This window comes from Gardnerella vaginalis (assembly GCF_040427915.1).
In the GTDB taxonomy this organism is placed as follows: domain Bacteria; phylum Actinomycetota; class Actinomycetes; order Actinomycetales; family Bifidobacteriaceae; genus Bifidobacterium; species Bifidobacterium vaginale_C.
The window spans coordinates 1,118,518-1,134,883 of record NZ_JBETXJ010000002.1 but is presented as its reverse complement, the minus strand read 5'-3'; the positions used below and the strand labels follow the sequence as shown (position 1 = coordinate 1,134,883).

The window sequence follows — 16,366 nt, the reverse complement described above, 5'->3', positions numbered from 1 at the left end:
TTATGCCTGAAGACAAAAAAATATTAAGTGCCGACAATCAAGGCAATCTTGTTATTTATCAAAGCGATGATGGTGAAACAAAAATTGACGTGCGTTTCGTGGATGAAACAGTTTGGCTGACGCAACAACAAATGGCTGAGCTATTTCAATCATCTCGTACAAACATAACTGAACATATTAAACACATCTATGAAGAAGATGAACTTGATGAAGTTTCAACCTGTCGGAATTTCCGACAGGTTCGAACAGAGGGTACAAGGCAGGTTACACGAGATATTCCACACTATAATCTCGACATGATTATCTCCCTTGGTTACCGCATTAAATCCAAAATCGCGACGAATTTTCGTCGTTGGGCAACTGAACGTTTGAAAGAGTACATGATCAAGGGTTTTACCATGGACGACGAACGCTTAAAACAGCTCGGAGGTGGCAATTATTGGCATGAACTCTTAGATCGTATTCGTGATATTCGTTCTTCAGAAAAAGTCATGTATCGTCAAGTGCTGGATTTATATGCAACAAGCGTGGACTATAACCCAAAAAGCAGAGAATCCCTTGCATTCTTCAAGATGGTGCAAAATAAGCTTCACTATGCTGCTCATGGACACACCGCAGCTGAAGTGATTTATGAACGAGCAGATGCGAATAAACCTTTTATGGGCCTTACTACATTTTCCGGCGATTTTCCAACATCAAAAGACACGCATATTGCTAAAAATTATTTATCAGAAGATGAGCTGAAGATATTGAATAGTATTGTTTCAGGATATTTCGATTTTGCTGAAGTGCAAGCCATGCGTCACAATCCTATGCATATGAGTGATTATGTAGAGCACTTAGATCATATTCTTGCTGCGACCGGAGAAAAGCTTTTAAATGGCGCAGGCAAAGTCAGCCATAAGCAGGCAATGGAAAAAGCCGATAAAGAATATCAGCGTTTTATTGTCAATAATCTTTCTCCCGTTGAAAAATCTTACCTTGACACAATAAAAAGCCTTGAGAAAACAGCAAAGAAAAAATCGGAGGAAGAACAATGATAACTTTTACCAACACAAAAGAAAACGGCCTAGAAACACTCATTGTCAATTGGCTTGTTGAACATAATGGTTATGAAGAAGGATCTAACGCCGATTACAACAAGGAATACGCCATTGATGAAACGCGACTTTTCCGCTTTCTTAAAACAACGCAGCCTGAACAATTTGATTTGTTAGGCATAGGACAATCTGAACAAAAAAGACGTTCGTTCCTGAACCGCCTACAATCAGAGCTCGCTAAACGCGGTATTATCGATGTTTTACGTAATGGAATCAAAGTTTATCCTGCAGACATTATTCTGTTTTATCTCACACCGAGTGAAAATAATATAAAAGCACAAGAACATTTTGAGCAAAATATTTTTAGCATAACAAGGCAACTTCGCTATTCTTCCGATGCAACCAAACTAGCACTTGACCTTTGCGTGTTCATTAATGGACTTCCTGTAATCACCTTTGAATTAAAAAACCAGCTCACCAAACAAAATACAGATGATGCTGTAGAACAATACAAGATGGATCGAGATCCACGAGAGCTTCTATTCTCCTTTAAGCGTTGTATGGTTCATTTTGCTGTTGATGATGCACAAATTAAGTTCTGCACAAAATTAGCAGGTAAAGATAGTTGGTTCTTACCGTTCAATAAAGGTTACAACGATGGTGCTGGAAATCCTCCGAACCCGAATGGCATTATGACAGATTACCTTTGGAAAGATATCTTAACAAAGGAAAAGTTAGCTCTCATCATAGAAAACTATGCTCAAGTTGTTATCGATATTGACCCAGAGACTAAGAAGAAGACAGAAAAACAAATCTTTCCACGCTACCATCAGCTAGATGTTGTCACTAAACTTTTAGCTGATGTCAAAGCACATGGTGTTGGAAAGAGATATCTTATTCAACATAGTGCCGGCAGTGGTAAATCAAACTCCATTGCATGGCTCGCTCATCAGCTCATAGAACTTGAACGGGACGGGCACCCGATTCTTGACTCAGTGATCGTTGTAACCGATCGAAAAATTCTAGATAAACAAATTCGTGATACGATCAAACAGTTTATGCAGGTAAACAATACAGTCGTATGGGCAGATCACTCAGACGAGTTAAGAAAAGCAATTACCGATGGTAAGCGCATTATCATTACTACCGTTGAAAAGTTCCCCTATATAGTTTCAGAAATTGGCCCAGAGCATAAAAACAACCATTTCGCCATTATTATCGATGAAGCCCACTCAGGTCAAAGCGGCAGAAACGCCGCTCAGATGAACTTGGCTTTATCAGGCCGCACTTCAGATGACGTAAGTGACAATGAAGACAAAATTAACGTCATGATGGAAGGCAGAAAGCTACTCTGCAATGCCAGCTATTTTGCTTTTACAGCTACACCAAAGAATAAGACCTTGGAGACTTTTGGCGTTTTATACGAGGAAGACGGAGAAATAAAACATAGGCCTTTCCATATCTACACGATGAAGCAAGCTATTCAAGAAGGCTTTATTTTAGACGTTTTGAAAAACTACACGGCTATTGACAGCTATTATAAGCTTATAAAAACCGTGAAAAACGACCCGATGTTTGATAAAAAGCGTGCACAGAAAAAACTACGTAGCTTTGTTGAAGGCAATAGCTTTACCATAGCTAAAAAAGCTGCCATGATGGTAGATCATTTCCACGAACAGGTTATAGCAAAAGGAAAAATTGGTGGTCAAGCACGCGCAATGGTTGTAACAGAAAGTATCCCACGCTGTATTGAATACTACTTTGCGATTAATAAATGCTTAGCTGATCGCCATAGTCCATATAAAGCTATTATCGCTTTTTCCGGTGAACATGCGTATAACGGTCAAGAACCACCTTTAACTTCAGCAAGTTTAAACGGTTTTTCAGATGCTAAAATTCCGAAAGAATTTGAGAAAGACCCGTATCGTCTGCTTATTGTGGCTGATATGTTCCAGACAGGCTTTGACGAGCCACTATTGCATACAATGTATGTCGATAAGCTTTTGTATGACATTAAAGCTGTACAAACACTATCAAGATTGAATCGTTCTCACCCACAAAAACATGATACTTTTGTGCTTGATTTTGCAAATAAACCTGAAGATATTGCCAAAGCGTTTTCAACATACTATAAGACAACAATTCTCTCTGGTGAAACCGACCCCAATAAGCTGTATGACCTGGTAACAGAAATGGAAAATTATCAGGTTTATACTAAAAATGATGTAGAACTGCTTGTTAATAACTATTTGAGTGGTGCAGAACGTGACCAAATTGACCCTTATTTAGACGCATGTACAACTCTATACAAACAACTGGATACCGATGATCAGATTACCTTCAAAAGTGCTGCTAAAACCTTTGTTAGAACCTACGGATTCTTAGGTACGATTCTGCCATATGGTAATGCTGGGTGGGAAAAGCTATCGATATTCCTAAATCTTCTTATTCCAAAGCTTCCGTCTCCAAGAGAAGAAGACTTATCCCAGGGAATTCTTGACTCAATTGACTTGGAAAGCTATCGAAATGAAGCAAGAGATAGTCTATCCATAAAATTAGAAGATGTAGATACAGAAGTGGCTCCCGTTCCATCAGAAAGTACGCCACATATATTAAATCCTGAGATGGATTTGCTGTCTAACATCCTTTCTAATTTCAATGATATTTTCGGAAATATCGATTGGAAAGATTCTGATAACATTAAAAGACAAATTCTGGAAATTCCGGCAATGGTTTCAAGGGACAAAAAATATCAAAATGCTATGCGTAATTCTGATGAGCAAAGTGCACGGTTAGAAAGCGAACGAGCTTTACAACAAGTAATTTTTGCCATCATGTCCGATAACATGGAATTATTCAAACAATTCCAAGATAACCCTTCATTCAAGAAGTGGTTATCTGATATGGTATTTAATCTCACTTACAACAAAGAAGGTAAACCATACACGCCGCCAAAAGAAGAAAAATAGCATGTAAAAGTAAAGGAGGTGACTTTTAAATTTTAGAAGTCACATCTTCTTTTGTTAAAAAAGTGTAGGATGTTCCTCATGTTTTAAACCTAAGAACACCCCCTAAAAGCAAAAAAGACACCGCATAAAAAGAAAAAATTCATTTATCTGAATAATATAAACAGTATCGGAATAACATATTTTATTTATCGGAACAATAGTTATTTATAAAACCCACAAAAACCCAAAAATCCCGATGAGATTTACACACCGGGATTTTCGTTATTTAGAATATTTTCGTTATTTAGAACTCAACATCAAGACTCAACATCAAACTTTATGCCGCGGAAAATAAACTCCCCCAGCAAACCTTCGCCTTCCGCATCAACTTCAACGCGCTCGCCATCTGTTAAGTCGCCAAGCAAAATCTTCTCACTTATAGCATCCTCAATATCACGCTGAATAACTCTGCGCAACGGTCTTGCTCCAAGAAGAGGGTCAAAGCCCTTTTGCGCAAGAAGATTCTTAGCTGCATCTGTAAGCTCCAAAGTCATATGGCGTTCAAACAGACGGTCATTCAAACGCTTAACGTCCAAATCAACAATCTGACGAACCTCTGGCTCAGTAAGCTGACGGAACACAATCGTATCATCCAAACGGTTTAGGAACTCTGGACGGAACTGACGCTTCAATTCCGAATTAACCTGATCCTTCATCCTCTGGTAAGATGCATCCGCATTATTGCCAAGACTAAAACCAGTATTCGCTGACTTAGCAATATCACGAGTACCAAGATTTGTAGTCAAGATAATAATCGTGTTCTTAAAATCAACTTTTCTTCCTTGGCCATCTGTTAAATGACCGTCGTCTAACACTTGCAACAAAGTGTTGAAAATATCTGGATGAGCCTTTTCAATTTCGTCAAAAAGCACCACCGAGAATGGCTTTCTACGAACCTTCTCCGTAAGCTCGCCACCCTCCTCGTAGCCAACATATCCTGGAGGAGCGCCGAAAAGACGAGAAGCTGCATACTTTTCCGCAAACTCCGACATATCAACACGAATCAAAGCATCATCATCGTCGAACAGGAATTGAGCCAAGGTTTTAGCAAGCTCTGTCTTACCAACTCCCGTAGGACCAGCGAAAATAAACGATCCAGAAGGACGCTTTGGATCTTTCAGTCCTACTCGCGCACGACGAATAGAACGAGAAAGCGCAGAAACAGCCTCATCTTGACCAATAATACGCTTATGAAGCTCCGCTTCCATACCGAGCAACTTTTTGGATTCCGCTTGAGTTAGCTTAACAACAGGAATACCAGTTGTATTAGAAACAACAGATGCAATAACATCCTCGTCTACAACCATATTCACATTAGATTCGCCCTCACGCCAAGCCTGCTCTTTATTCTTGCGTTCTTCCTCAAGCTTTTCCTGCTCATCTCGCAAGTCGGCAGCCTTCTCAAAGTCCTGATTCTTAATAGCTTCATCTTTCTTTTCTGAAAGTTTAGAAATCTTAGAATCAAGTTCCTTAAGCTCTGGTGGCTCTGTCAATCGCTTAATACGTAGGCGAGCTCCAGCTTCATCAATAAGATCAATCGCCTTATCTGGCAAATTCCTATCTTGAATATAGCGAGCGGACATTTCGGCTGCAGACTGCAAAGCAGCATCCGTAATGGTTACGTGATGATGATTCTCGTAGCGTGCACGCAAACCTTTTAGAATCTCAATTGTCTCTGCAATAGAAGGCTCTTGAACTTGAATAGGCTGGAATCTTCGTTCCAAAGCCGCATCCTTTTCAATATACTTTCTATACTCATCGGTAGTTGTAGCACCAATCGTCTGTAGCTCACCACGCGCAAGCATAGGTTTAAGCATGTCAGAAGCACCCAAAGCACCATCTGCAGAACCAGCACCAACAATAGTATGAATCTCATCAATAAATAGAACTATATCTCCACGAGTCTTAATTTCTTTAAGCACCTTCTTTAAGCGCTCTTCAAAATCGCCACGATAACGAGATCCAGCAACCATAGAACCCAAGTCAAGAGAATAAACCTGCTTGCCCTTTAACGTTTCTGGAACATCTCCAGCAACAATCTTCTGCGCAAGACCTTCCACAACAGCTGTTTTACCAACACCAGGTTCACCTATAAGAACAGGATTATTCTTAGTTCTGCGAGAAAGCACAACCATAACGCGCTCAATCTCTTTTGAACGACCAATAACAGGATCAAGCTTCCCTTGCTCAGCTTCTGTAGTAAGATTCCTTCCGAACTGATCTAGCAGTGCAGAACCAGACTGATTCCTCTTATCCTGCACTCCTCCCGCATTAGCCAAATCACCTTTCTGGCCGTCTTCTGGTATTCCAGAATTTCCGCGAATCAAATCCATTGCGGTGCTACGAAGATCTCCTAAATCGACCTCCATCTTAATAAGCACCTGCGTTCCAACACCTTCGCCTTCTCTAATAAGGCCTAAAAGAATATGCTCGGTACCAATATAGCTGTGCCCCAATTGCAATGCTTCACGCAAACTAAGCTCAAGCACTTGTTTAGCATGCGGAGTAAAAGGTATGTGTCCACTAGGCGAGACAGTACCAGTGCCAATCATTTCTTTTATTTGTTTACGAGTATTGTCTAATTCTACGCCTTTGGCGTTTAAAGCTTTTGCTGCTATTCCTTCGCCTTCTCTAATAAGACCTAAGAGAATATGCTCGGTACCAATATAGTTATGCTGAAGAGAGCGCGCTTCTTCCTGAGCTAGCACAATCACACGCCGAGCGCGGTCAGTGAACCGTTCAAACATAATTGCCTTCCGTTCTTATCCTTCGTTCTATGGTAACGAGTTGCCATGACTCTAACACTATTTTTAGTGTTACTCATTTAGTGTTACTCATTGGTTAATGACGACTTATTTAAATCTTCAGAATTGTCTGCAGAATCCGAGTCATCTACAGAATCCGAGTCATCGCCAGATTCTGCATAATCTGCGCTATCTGCATCATCCGAAACATCACTCTTATCAACATCATCAGAATTATCAGTGCTATCTGCAAAATCTTCTGATTCAATATCTTCATTAGCTTTATTATCTTTATTATTACTTCTATCAATTGAATCAATTTCTGCAGAATCGCTATTTTCGCTATTTTCACTATTTTCACTGAACTCGTCAGACTCGTCTTCAATTATCAACCTGCGATGTCTTTTACGATTTTCCTTACTATCTTCAATCGCTTCTTCGATAAGCTCTACATCTGCTCTCTCGTCTCTAGGAGCTTGAGGAGCTATCTCAATATGATAATCGTCATAAGCTGGAGCCGATTGAATCCAAAGTTGTGATGGCTCTGGTGGCTCTATTTCGGAATGCTCTCCACACCCGTGATCTAATGCCACCACTCTCCCATCGTCTGGGCTCCACATATTTGCGCAAACTCCAAACATGTTTCCTAAGCTGCCAGCTAACGGAATCATAAATCCGCAGGATGAACACGCTTTACCATCCGCAATTTTAGTAGAAAGCGATTTAGGACCATGTTGTCCCGAATACCATCGCTTCGCTGTTTGAGCTATTGCCTCAGCAGTCATAACCCTCTTACGAGTTAATCTAAAAGTCTCAACTGCTTCTTCAAAATCTTCTTGAGATTCTTTAGACTCATTATCTTCTTTAGATTCATTATTTTGCTCTGTTTCGCCATCCTGTTCGGTTGCTGGCGACTTATCCGATTCAGAACATTCAGTTTCTACAGAATCTTCAGAAACATCTGCTTTAGATTTTTTATAATCTAAATCTTCTGGATTGACTCCAGATTCAAGCCTTTCATCATCTTCGGCTGTACCAATAGAGTCCATAACCGAAAGATCCGTTGGCTTAAGTCTATCTTTCCAAGGAATCCAAGGTGGAGGTAGTAAAGAATCCTCAGTTGGGGCAAGAGTTGACTCATTAACTGTCCAACGATCAACATCAGCATCGTGATACAGCGTTACTGACCACTGCCAACCTTCATACCCAGGCATATTGCAAACAAATCTAAAATCGGTAACATCACTACCAAGATCTGTAGCACTTACGAAATCTCCAACAGCGTTTTCACGCTCTGAAGTTTCCACAGCAATACTATATGCAAGCTCCTGAGGATTAATTACTTCATCTGCCATAAAAAATCCTGTTAAATATCAATCCTGCACGTCAAAATTGTCTGCTACAGCACGCAACAAATGAGCAAGTTTCTTACTCTCCGCAGTAGACGGATAATGACGACGTCGTAAACCATTGCCTGCAGAATCCAAAAGTTTAATAAGGTCTTCTACTATTGCAGCCATATCTTCAGCTTTTGGTCTTGTGGCTTTTACTAGCGAAGGCGCAGATGCCACAACAGTGAGACCCATTGCCTGTGGCCCTTTACGACCTTCAACAACAGAGAATTCAACACGCGTACCTTTACGCAGCTCTTTCACTGATTCTGGCAGCGCCGAAGATGGCAAGAATACATCTTTGCCATCCTCATCGCAGATAAAGCCATATCCCTTTTTAGAATCGTACCAACGAACACGCCCGTTGGGCATAACACACCTCACTCGAATTCATTAAATTCTATGCGAATCATCATATTCTACTATAATCCACATAATCTTCACTCGACTCATGCTTTATCAATTGTAGCGCATGAATCCAGAACAATCTAAAACAAAAACCACAAGCAATAAATTATCCGAAAAAACATGTCAAAACAAGCAAAATTATAAATAAAATAATTAATAATTTAAACTATTATCGGTTTTTACAATATTATTATCGGTAACCATGCTAGAAGTATCTGTATTCTTAACCTTCTTATTATTCTCATCGTCAAATATCACATTCGGCAACACAACCGTAAGAGTTAAACCATGAGGCTTAGATTCAGATGATTCGCTCCCTGCCATTGTATCATCAATAAGCTGATCGCTGCTGGTCCTAGATGCACAAGACGTAGTAGCGCATATAAAACCACGATGAGCTTTAACAACAGACTGAGCAATAGACATACCTAAGCCAGTACCACCCTTTTCTCTAGCGCGAGATGGATCTGCAATATAGAATCGCTCAAATATGTGAGATAAAGATTCTTCAGGTACGCCAGGTCCATGATCTACCACGCGAATAACCACAAATGAGCTGCCTGTTCCAGTAGATTGGCTCACTTCCGCAGCCTCCAAAAACTCTTTCAATGAACGAGATACAGATCCCATTTTTTGAAGAGCCTCAGGAGTAATAGAAGCCTTGAGAACACCCATACCTATCTCCACTGGAGAATCGCTCGGAGTATAGCGATGAATGTTTCCAACAATATTTGTAAGAACTTGTCGCAATCTAGCTCCGTCACCCTTTAAAGTGACTTTAGGTAACTCACCTGGAGTAAAAATAAACTTTCTATCAAGACTGCAATTTGTTGGCTTAGAGCAATTCATCAACTTCCAGTCATCAGCTAAATGCAAAGTGCCTTGCTGAATAACTCGAACTGGATCTAACGCTCTCAAATCATTTGCCGCATCAGAAAGAATAGGAGTTACTTTAACTGTCTGAGAAACATTTATTCCTCTACCCTCGTCAAATCGCGCCAGTGAAAGCAAATCTTCCACAAGTTCCGTCATTCTTTCACTAGAAGCCTTAATATGAGCAATAGAATCATCAGCTTTTTCTTGCTGACCAGGCACACCCCTCCACATGTAATACAATTCAGCGTATCCATGAATAGCAGCTAATGGAGTACGGAGTTCATGACTTGCATCAGAAACAAATTGTTTCATTTTCTCAGTCATTGCTTCCTGGTCGTTAAATCCTTGTTCAATCTTAGAAAGCATAGAGTTTAACGAAGCAGCTAAAGATCCAACCTCCGTATTTTCTGGGGCGGAAGGCACTCGCCTACTTAAATCTCCAGAAGCAATCTTCGACGCAGTTTTTTCGATTCTCTTTAGTGGAACAAGAGTAGATTGAATAATAAGAGCAGCTAAAACAGCACCAAGAAGAATAACTGTTATACTAACCATCACACAATAGCGTGTAAGCGTATTAACAGTATCTAATTGGTCACTTAAAGAAAGAGCTATATAAACATACCCTCTAACATGCATTTCGGAATTATATCCGCTTCGCTGACCCCATGTAAGAACAAGAACTCGCCAAGGAGATTCCGCAGCTTTTGCAGTTGTTTCATCAATGCTTTTTACATCTCCATGTACTCGCGCTGGAGCAGTAAAAGGCCTACGTCTTACAACAACATTATTAATTTCGCCATCTTCTGGAAGAGTCGGCATAGAAACAACATCACCTTTAAGTTTTGGAATCAAAGGTGTAGTAATAATATTGTTATTAGTGTCTCTAATCTGCAAGAAATAATCATTAGGACCTGCAGCTTGTTCTCCAGAATCCTTACTACGAAGCAAATCTATATTGTCGTAAATAAGCTGAGCCTGATCTGTAAGCTGAGCATCGGTTTTATCCAACAGATAACTGCCAACTAATTGCCTAATAGAAAGAGAAATACAAAATGCAGCAATTGTAAGAACAACTAACGTACACGCCACCAAACGAGTACTCAACGGTATAGCATCAATATGCCTCCGCAACCATTTGGACTTAGATTTATTCTTGGTTTTTTTAGGATTATCACCAGAATAAGTCACTAATTCGGCTTTAACATTTCGATCAGCACTAACTTCGGACTGATTTAATCCGCTGTTATCAGAACCAGATGTTTTGGAACCATTATTGTAAAGCGAACCATCCACAGATTTGCTCTCACGCATAATCAGGCTTGACCTGCTTTCGGAACGCGAATCATATAGCCAATACCACGCTTCGTTTCAATAAGAGGAACAACCTTCTTTAAGCTTCCATCCTCATTTTTAATTTCAATACCATCAATCTTTTTACGAAGATAAGAAATATAGGATTCTACAATTGCTGCGTCTCCACCCCAATCATATTGCCAAACATGATTGAGAATCTGACTCTTAGACAATACTCTTCCTTCATTGTCCATCAAATAATGAAGTAACTTATACTCCGTAGGACTTAATTCAATTGGAACACCAGATCTGGAGACATCATGCGAATCCTCATTAATTTCCAAATCAGCAACGCGCACAACAGGCGTATCTTCATCTGGATCTTGAGTTCTACGCAATATTGCACGAATTCTCGCAACCACTTCTTCTAGACTAAAAGGCTTTGTAACATAATCGTCGCCACCAACAGTAAGACCCATAATCTTATCCTGAGTGTCGTCTCTAGCAGTAAGGAACAACACAGGAACAGCAACACCATTCTGTCGAATTCGCCTTGTAACCGTAAATCCGTCTATATCTGGGAGCATAACGTCCATAACAATAAGATCTGGATTTACACGCTCAATAACATCAATAGCTTCTGAACCAGAAGCTGCTGTTTCTACATCAAATCCTGCAAAGTGTAGCGATGCTACCAAAAGCTCACGAATTGAAGGTTCGTCATCGACCACAACAATAGATGCTTCTACATTCTTACCCATACTGATTAGCATCACTTATAAAACTGAATGTTTCCTGAGTGTTTCCTGAAAAAAATCGATTTATTTACGCGCTGCATGGCGTCTTTTAGCTCTTCTCAACCCTAGTGATACTTGTTTTAGAATATAGTTTCTTCTCCACAGAATAAGTGCCACAAGAACAAACAAAGCAACAACAATAACAACCATAACAATCGTTGAAACTACACTTGTTCTGGAAGTTACAGAAGTTTTCTTAGACCGAACAATCTGCTTCATGAGCATGATTGCAGATTGAGACCAATCAGCACCTTGAGAACTAATAAGAGGACGATACGCCGCATCAGAAAGCAAATCCACGGTTGTTTTTCTTTTAAGCCATTCATCAGAATTAGATGAAACTGCCACTACAAGCTTTCCATCATGAGTAGCAACAGCAAGAAGAACAGTATTACGATCTGGATTAGTGCTTGTAAGTAAATCACTAGCCCATTTTGACGGATTTTTATTTCCAGTAAAATTGGATAAATAAAGTAATTTAACCGATACGCCTGTTTGTTTTTTGGTTGTCGAAATCATATCTGAAACTTTTGTAACAGAATCTCCAAGAAGATTTTCTGTATCCGTAATAGAATCCGTTGCAACAATACCCAAATTTTTAGTGCTTTTATTCTGAGAATCAGCTTTTGATAATCCATCATTAGCAAAAGCTGTTGTTGGAAACAAAACACTTTCGCTAAAAAACACAATAATTACAAAAGCAGATAAGCCTTTAACCACATTGATAAAAAAATCTTTTACAAACTTTCTAGACGGCATATATTCATAATACCGTGTTTTTAGATTACAAGAAACAAGCGCAAAATAAAGCGATTTATGCAAAACAAAAATTAAAAATTTATAAATTTGATTTATACAAATTAATTTATACAAAAGATAAGTTTGCACGGCAAAAACTAAATGAATAACTATAAGAAAATTATTAACCACACTAAATGAGGAGAAAAAATGACACAATTTAGAGTTGATTCAGAACAAATTCAGCAATCTGCTGCAGCAGTTGCATCTTCGATTAATGCGATTCGAGACGCCACAAATGGAATGTACGCAAATCTTCAGCAATTGCAAAGCGTATGGACTGGTCCTGCAGCTACACAATTTGCATCAACAGCTGGTCAATGGCGTGCAGCACACCAACAAATGGAACAATCATTGCAATCCATTCAACTCGCTATGCAAAATGCTTCTAACATTTACATGGATACAGAAGCGCAAGCTACATCTCTGTTTGCAATGGGATAAACAAAATAATTAAACAGAAGAATAAATAAAAAACGTGAGCGATGACTTGTATTTTAAAACAACTCACCGCTCACATATAACAACTAGCTAAAAGCTAAGCAATACGTCTAACTTTTATTTAGTAGCCCATCTCTGCGCCGCCTGCAGGAGCAGCAGCTGGCTTCTCAGGCTTATTAGCAACCACAGCTTCTGTAGTTAAGAACAAGCCAGCGATAGAAGCAGCATTCTGTAGAGCAGAACGAGTTACCTTTACTGGATCCGTCACGCCTGCAGCCAACAAATCTTCATAAGTATTGGTTGCAGCATTGAATCCTTCGCCTTCCGGAAGCTCGCGTACCTTGTTAAGTACAACATCTCCAGAAACGCCAGAGTTCTGAGCAATCTGCTTGATTGGAGCTTCTACAGCGCGGAACACGATTGCAGCGCCTGTAGCTTCCTCACCCTTGAGCTCTGTAATCTCAGGAGTCTTTTCAATCTTTGCAGCAGCCTGAACCAAAGCTACGCCACCGCCTGGAAGCAAACCTTCCTCGATAGCAGCCTTAGCATTACGAACTGCATCTTCAATGCGATGCTTACGTTCCTTAGCTTCAACTTCAGTAGCAGCGCCAACCTTAATAACAGCAACACCGCCAGCGAGCTTAGCAAGACGCTCTTGCAACTTTTCGCGATCGTAATCAGAATCAGTGTTCTCAATTTCAGCGCGAATCTGAGCAACGCGAGCATCAACATCTTCCTTAGAGCCAGCACCGGAAACGATAGTTGTTTCATCCTTAGAAACAATCACCTTAGCTGCATGGCCGAAAACAGAAGCGTCGATTGAATCAAGCTTCAAGCCGAGGTCGTCAGAAACAACCTGTGCGCCGGTCAAAATAGCCATATCCTGGAGCATAGCCTTACGACGATCGCCGAATCCTGGAGCCTTAACAGCAACAGTATTGAAAGTGCCACGAATCTTGTTCAAAACAAGTGTTGGCAATGCTTCGCCATCAACATCTTCAGCAATAATAAGCAATGGCTTGCCGGACTTCATAACGAGTTCAGCGATGTGTACGATATCTTGCTGGCTTGAAACCTTGCCAGAAGTGAGCAAAATGTATGGGTCTTCAAGAACAGCAGTCTGATCTTCTGCGTTAGTGACGAAGTAAGGGGAAATATAGCCCTTATCAAAGCGCATACCTTCAGTGAAGTCCAAGTCAAGACCAAACTTGTTGTTATCTTCAACAGTAACAACACCATCCTGGCCGACCTTATCCAAAGCTTCAGCAATCTTTTCGCCAACTTCAGGATCAGCTGCAGAAATCGTAGCAGTAGCAGCAATCTGTTCCTTGGTCTCAACATCCTTTGCAGAAGCAAGCAATTCCTTGACGATTGCTTCAGCAGCCTTTTCGATGCCGCGGCGAAGAGCGATTGGGTTGCTTCCTGCAACAACATTCTTCAAACCTTCATGCACCAAAGACTGTGCCAAAACAGTAGCAGTTGTAGTACCGTCACCTGCAACGTCATCAGTCTTCTTTGCGACTTCCTTAACGAGTTCGGCGCCAATACGCTCGTATGGATCTTCAAGATCGATTTCCTTAGCGATAGAAACGCCATCATTTGTGATAGTTGGTGCACCGTAAGACTTATCAAGAACAACGTTACGACCCTTTGGACCAAGAGTCACCTTTACTGTATTTGCAAGCTTATCAAGACCAGCAAGCATACCCTGACGGGCATCTTCTTCATAGGCAATAATCTTTGCCATTATTCCTCCACATAACTTAACTATGGAACACTCACTCAAACCGTCGAAATCTAACCAACCGTCAGCTGTTGATTAAACCTGCAACATTAGAGTGCTAAATGAAGATTAGCACTCTAAGTGCCCGAGTGCCAACTATATTCAAAAATATATAGAAAAAATCTATAAGCAAAATCAAAAATAGCCAAGCAAAAAGCCACTCTAGATAACTTTCTACTCGACTATTTAAGAAATTATTTATTATTGAAATTTATTGCAAAATGAGTAAATCGTAATTTACTTGCACAAAACAACAACTATTGTGGTAGTTATTTCACTAGTTGCCTCAACATTGCTAATACCCAAAGTTTTAGCAACATCTTGTGCAGCAGCACGATTTTCATCTCCCTTGTACCAAACAACAGAATCCGAAGGAACATTACCTTTAGGATTTGCAGCTTCTACATTTGCATAACCAGCTTGCTTAAGCTTTTCAGCTTCTTGAGCTGCATGACCCTGAATTTTAGTTGCATTAACAACTTTTACTTGAACTGCCTTGTTAATATCTGCTGTCGAAGAGTCATTGTTAGCATTAGAGTCTTTAGAAGAATTCTTATCTTCTTTATCTTGCTTTTTATCTGACTTATCTGTTTCTTCTGGATCCTTATCCTCGTCTGAATCATCGCCATCAGCTTTGTCAGATTTACTCTTGCTCTCATCAATTTTGCCATTTTTATTGCCATTAGAAGACTTGGAAATTGCTGAATTATTTGCACTCCAAGGCATACGAATATTGTTGATTTCTCCAGACATAACCGCCCATGCCAGAAGACCCAACACAACAGCGACAACTAGCACAACAACATATGGGAACAATACAGCATACCACGCGCGATTTCCACGATGTACTCCAACAGGACCTTCTGGTGGATTATCGAAATCATCAGTCGTGAATGACACGTTCTGGCTATTGTTCGCCATAATTGTATCCCTTCCAAAAAATCATTAAAACAGTATGGAATACATACTAGCGAATGCCTCGCACAAAACATAAGATAAATGGAAATATAAAAAATTATTATTATTTGCTGCACATATTTGTCATTTATGTTTTAAAGTTATTAACCATGGAGATTAAACAGCGAAAGTCTTTACACGATTTAATAGACCCAGATTGGGCAGACGCTCTTGAACCAGTAGAACCACAAGTTCACAAAATGGGAGACTTTTTAAGAGATGAACTATCTAACGGGAGGCGATTCCTGCCAGAAAGTCACAATATTCTCAGAGCTTTTACAATACCTTTTAAAGAAATAAAGGTTCTTATTGTTGGTCAAGACCCATATCCTACTCCAGGTCATCCTGTAGGACTTAGTTTCTGCGTTGCTCCAAACGTTAAACCATTACCTAAAAGTCTTATTAATATTTATAAAGAATTAGTTAGTGATTTAAATGTACCAATGCCAAAGAATGGTGACTTAACACCGTGGACTCAAAAAGGCGTTATGCTACTAAACAGGTGCCTTAGCGTTGAAGTAGGTAGACCTAATAGTCATCAGGGAAAGGGCTGGGAAGAAATTACCGATGCAGCTATTACCGCATTGAATAACCGTGTAGATAATAACGGCAAGCATATTCCTCTGGTTGCAATTTTGTGGGGAAGAAATGCTCAAAGTCTTGCTCCTCTTCTTACAAACGCAATCATTATTCAATCCCCTCACCCAAGTCCTCTTTCTGCCTCTAGAGGATTCTTTGGTTCTCGTCCATTTTCAAGAGCAAACCAGGCTTTAATATCGTTAGGATCAACACCAATAGATTGGACTCTCCCTAGCGAATAGTAAAGATTA

General features: G+C 40.0%; 12 protein-coding genes. 4 read left to right on the top strand and 8 right to left on the bottom strand.

The features are described from left to right. Positions 1-2: 2 nt before the first annotated feature. Positions 3-1,040 (top strand): virulence RhuM family protein, encoded by a 1,038-nt coding sequence (locus ABVC65_RS04545; RefSeq protein WP_353582692.1) that lies wholly within the window; start codon positions 3-5, stop codon positions 1,038-1,040. Then, positions 1,037-4,009 (top strand): type I restriction endonuclease subunit R, encoded by a 2,973-nt coding sequence (locus ABVC65_RS04540; protein ID WP_353582691.1) that lies wholly within the window; start codon positions 1,037-1,039, stop codon positions 4,007-4,009. Before ABVC65_RS04545 ends, ABVC65_RS04540 begins: the two co-directional genes overlap by 4 nt. 296 nt (positions 4,010-4,305) lie before the next feature. Here ABVC65_RS04540 and ABVC65_RS04535 read toward each other — a convergent pair whose 3' ends face one another. The 6 genes from ABVC65_RS04535 to ABVC65_RS04510 form a co-directional block, all read right to left on the bottom strand. Next, positions 4,306-6,795, bottom strand: coding sequence for an ATP-dependent Clp protease ATP-binding subunit (locus tag ABVC65_RS04535; protein ID WP_353582690.1), 2,490 nt, complete (start codon positions 6,793-6,795; stop codon positions 4,306-4,308). 83 nt (positions 6,796-6,878) lie between these two features. After that, positions 6,879-8,147: a DUF3027 domain-containing protein gene (locus ABVC65_RS04530; protein ID WP_353582689.1), complete on the bottom strand. Its 1,269-nt coding sequence runs from the start codon at positions 8,145-8,147 to the stop codon at positions 6,879-6,881. Between the two features lie 18 nt (positions 8,148-8,165). Further along, on the bottom strand, positions 8,166-8,555 hold the full coding sequence (locus ABVC65_RS04525; RefSeq protein WP_004112652.1) for a cold-shock protein: 390 nt from the start codon (positions 8,553-8,555) through the stop codon (positions 8,166-8,168). Between the two features lie 189 nt (positions 8,556-8,744). After that, positions 8,745-10,778 carry a sensor histidine kinase gene (locus tag ABVC65_RS04520; protein WP_353582688.1) on the bottom strand — a complete coding sequence of 678 codons (2,034 nt, stop codon included), beginning with the start codon at positions 10,776-10,778 and terminating at the stop codon, positions 8,745-8,747. A gap of 2 nt (positions 10,779-10,780) precedes the next feature. Beyond that, on the bottom strand, positions 10,781-11,521 hold the full coding sequence (locus ABVC65_RS04515) for a response regulator transcription factor (RefSeq protein ID WP_004115362.1): 741 nt from the start codon (positions 11,519-11,521) through the stop codon (positions 10,781-10,783). A 60-nt stretch (positions 11,522-11,581) separates the two neighbouring features. Further along, entirely contained in the window at positions 11,582-12,316 is a 735-nt protein-coding gene (locus ABVC65_RS04510; RefSeq protein WP_353582687.1) for a TPM domain-containing protein, read from the bottom strand. 189 nt (positions 12,317-12,505) lie between these two features. On the opposite strand from ABVC65_RS04510, the gene ABVC65_RS04505 reads away from it, so the two are divergent. Then, complete coding sequence (locus ABVC65_RS04505; protein WP_004121657.1) at positions 12,506-12,799, top strand: WXG100 family type VII secretion target; 294 nt, start codon at positions 12,506-12,508, stop codon at positions 12,797-12,799. Positions 12,800-12,917: 118 nt separating this feature from the next. Here ABVC65_RS04505 and groL read toward each other — a convergent pair whose 3' ends face one another. Both groL and ABVC65_RS04495 read right to left on the bottom strand, forming a co-directional pair. Further along, on the bottom strand, positions 12,918-14,543 hold the full coding sequence (groL, locus tag ABVC65_RS04500; RefSeq protein WP_353582686.1) for a chaperonin GroEL: 1,626 nt from the start codon (positions 14,541-14,543) through the stop codon (positions 12,918-12,920). Positions 14,544-14,816: 273 nt separating this feature from the next. Continuing rightward, positions 14,817-15,500: a LytR C-terminal domain-containing protein gene (locus ABVC65_RS04495; RefSeq protein WP_020761320.1), complete on the bottom strand. Its 684-nt coding sequence runs from the start codon at positions 15,498-15,500 to the stop codon at positions 14,817-14,819. Positions 15,501-15,646: 146 nt separating this feature from the next. Between ABVC65_RS04495 and ABVC65_RS04490 the strand changes: the two genes are divergently transcribed. Continuing rightward, positions 15,647-16,357 (top strand): uracil-DNA glycosylase, encoded by a 711-nt coding sequence (locus ABVC65_RS04490; protein ID WP_004118032.1) that lies wholly within the window; start codon positions 15,647-15,649, stop codon positions 16,355-16,357. Positions 16,358-16,366 lie beyond the last annotated feature (9 nt).

Excerpts from the sequence above, each read along its gene's own strand:
- ABVC65_RS04540 (WP_353582691.1), top strand. The coding sequence starts at position 1,037 with ATGATAACTTTTACCAACACAAAAGAAAACGGCCTAGAAACACTCATT.
- ABVC65_RS04515 (WP_004115362.1), bottom strand. The coding sequence starts at position 11,521 with ATGGGTAAGAATGTAGAAGCATCTATTGTTGTGGTCGATGACGAACCT.
- ABVC65_RS04530 (WP_353582689.1), bottom strand. The coding sequence starts at position 8,147 with ATGGCAGATGAAGTAATTAATCCTCAGGAGCTTGCATATAGTATTGCT.
- ABVC65_RS04520 (WP_353582688.1), bottom strand. The coding sequence starts at position 10,778 with ATGCGTGAGAGCAAATCTGTGGATGGTTCGCTTTACAATAATGGTTCC.
- ABVC65_RS04495 (WP_020761320.1), bottom strand. The coding sequence starts at position 15,500 with ATGGCGAACAATAGCCAGAACGTGTCATTCACGACTGATGATTTCGAT.
- ABVC65_RS04525 (WP_004112652.1), bottom strand. The coding sequence starts at position 8,555 with ATGCCCAACGGGCGTGTTCGTTGGTACGATTCTAAAAAGGGATATGGC.
- ABVC65_RS04490 (WP_004118032.1), top strand. The coding sequence starts at position 15,647 with ATGGAGATTAAACAGCGAAAGTCTTTACACGATTTAATAGACCCAGAT.
- ABVC65_RS04505 (WP_004121657.1), top strand. The coding sequence starts at position 12,506 with ATGACACAATTTAGAGTTGATTCAGAACAAATTCAGCAATCTGCTGCA.
- ABVC65_RS04545 (WP_353582692.1), top strand. The coding sequence starts at position 3 with ATGCCTGAAGACAAAAAAATATTAAGTGCCGACAATCAAGGCAATCTT.
- ABVC65_RS04510 (WP_353582687.1), bottom strand. The coding sequence starts at position 12,316 with ATGCCGTCTAGAAAGTTTGTAAAAGATTTTTTTATCAATGTGGTTAAA.
- groL (WP_353582686.1), bottom strand. The coding sequence starts at position 14,543 with ATGGCAAAGATTATTGCCTATGAAGAAGATGCCCGTCAGGGTATGCTT.
- ABVC65_RS04535 (WP_353582690.1), bottom strand. The coding sequence starts at position 6,795 with ATGTTTGAACGGTTCACTGACCGCGCTCGGCGTGTGATTGTGCTAGCT.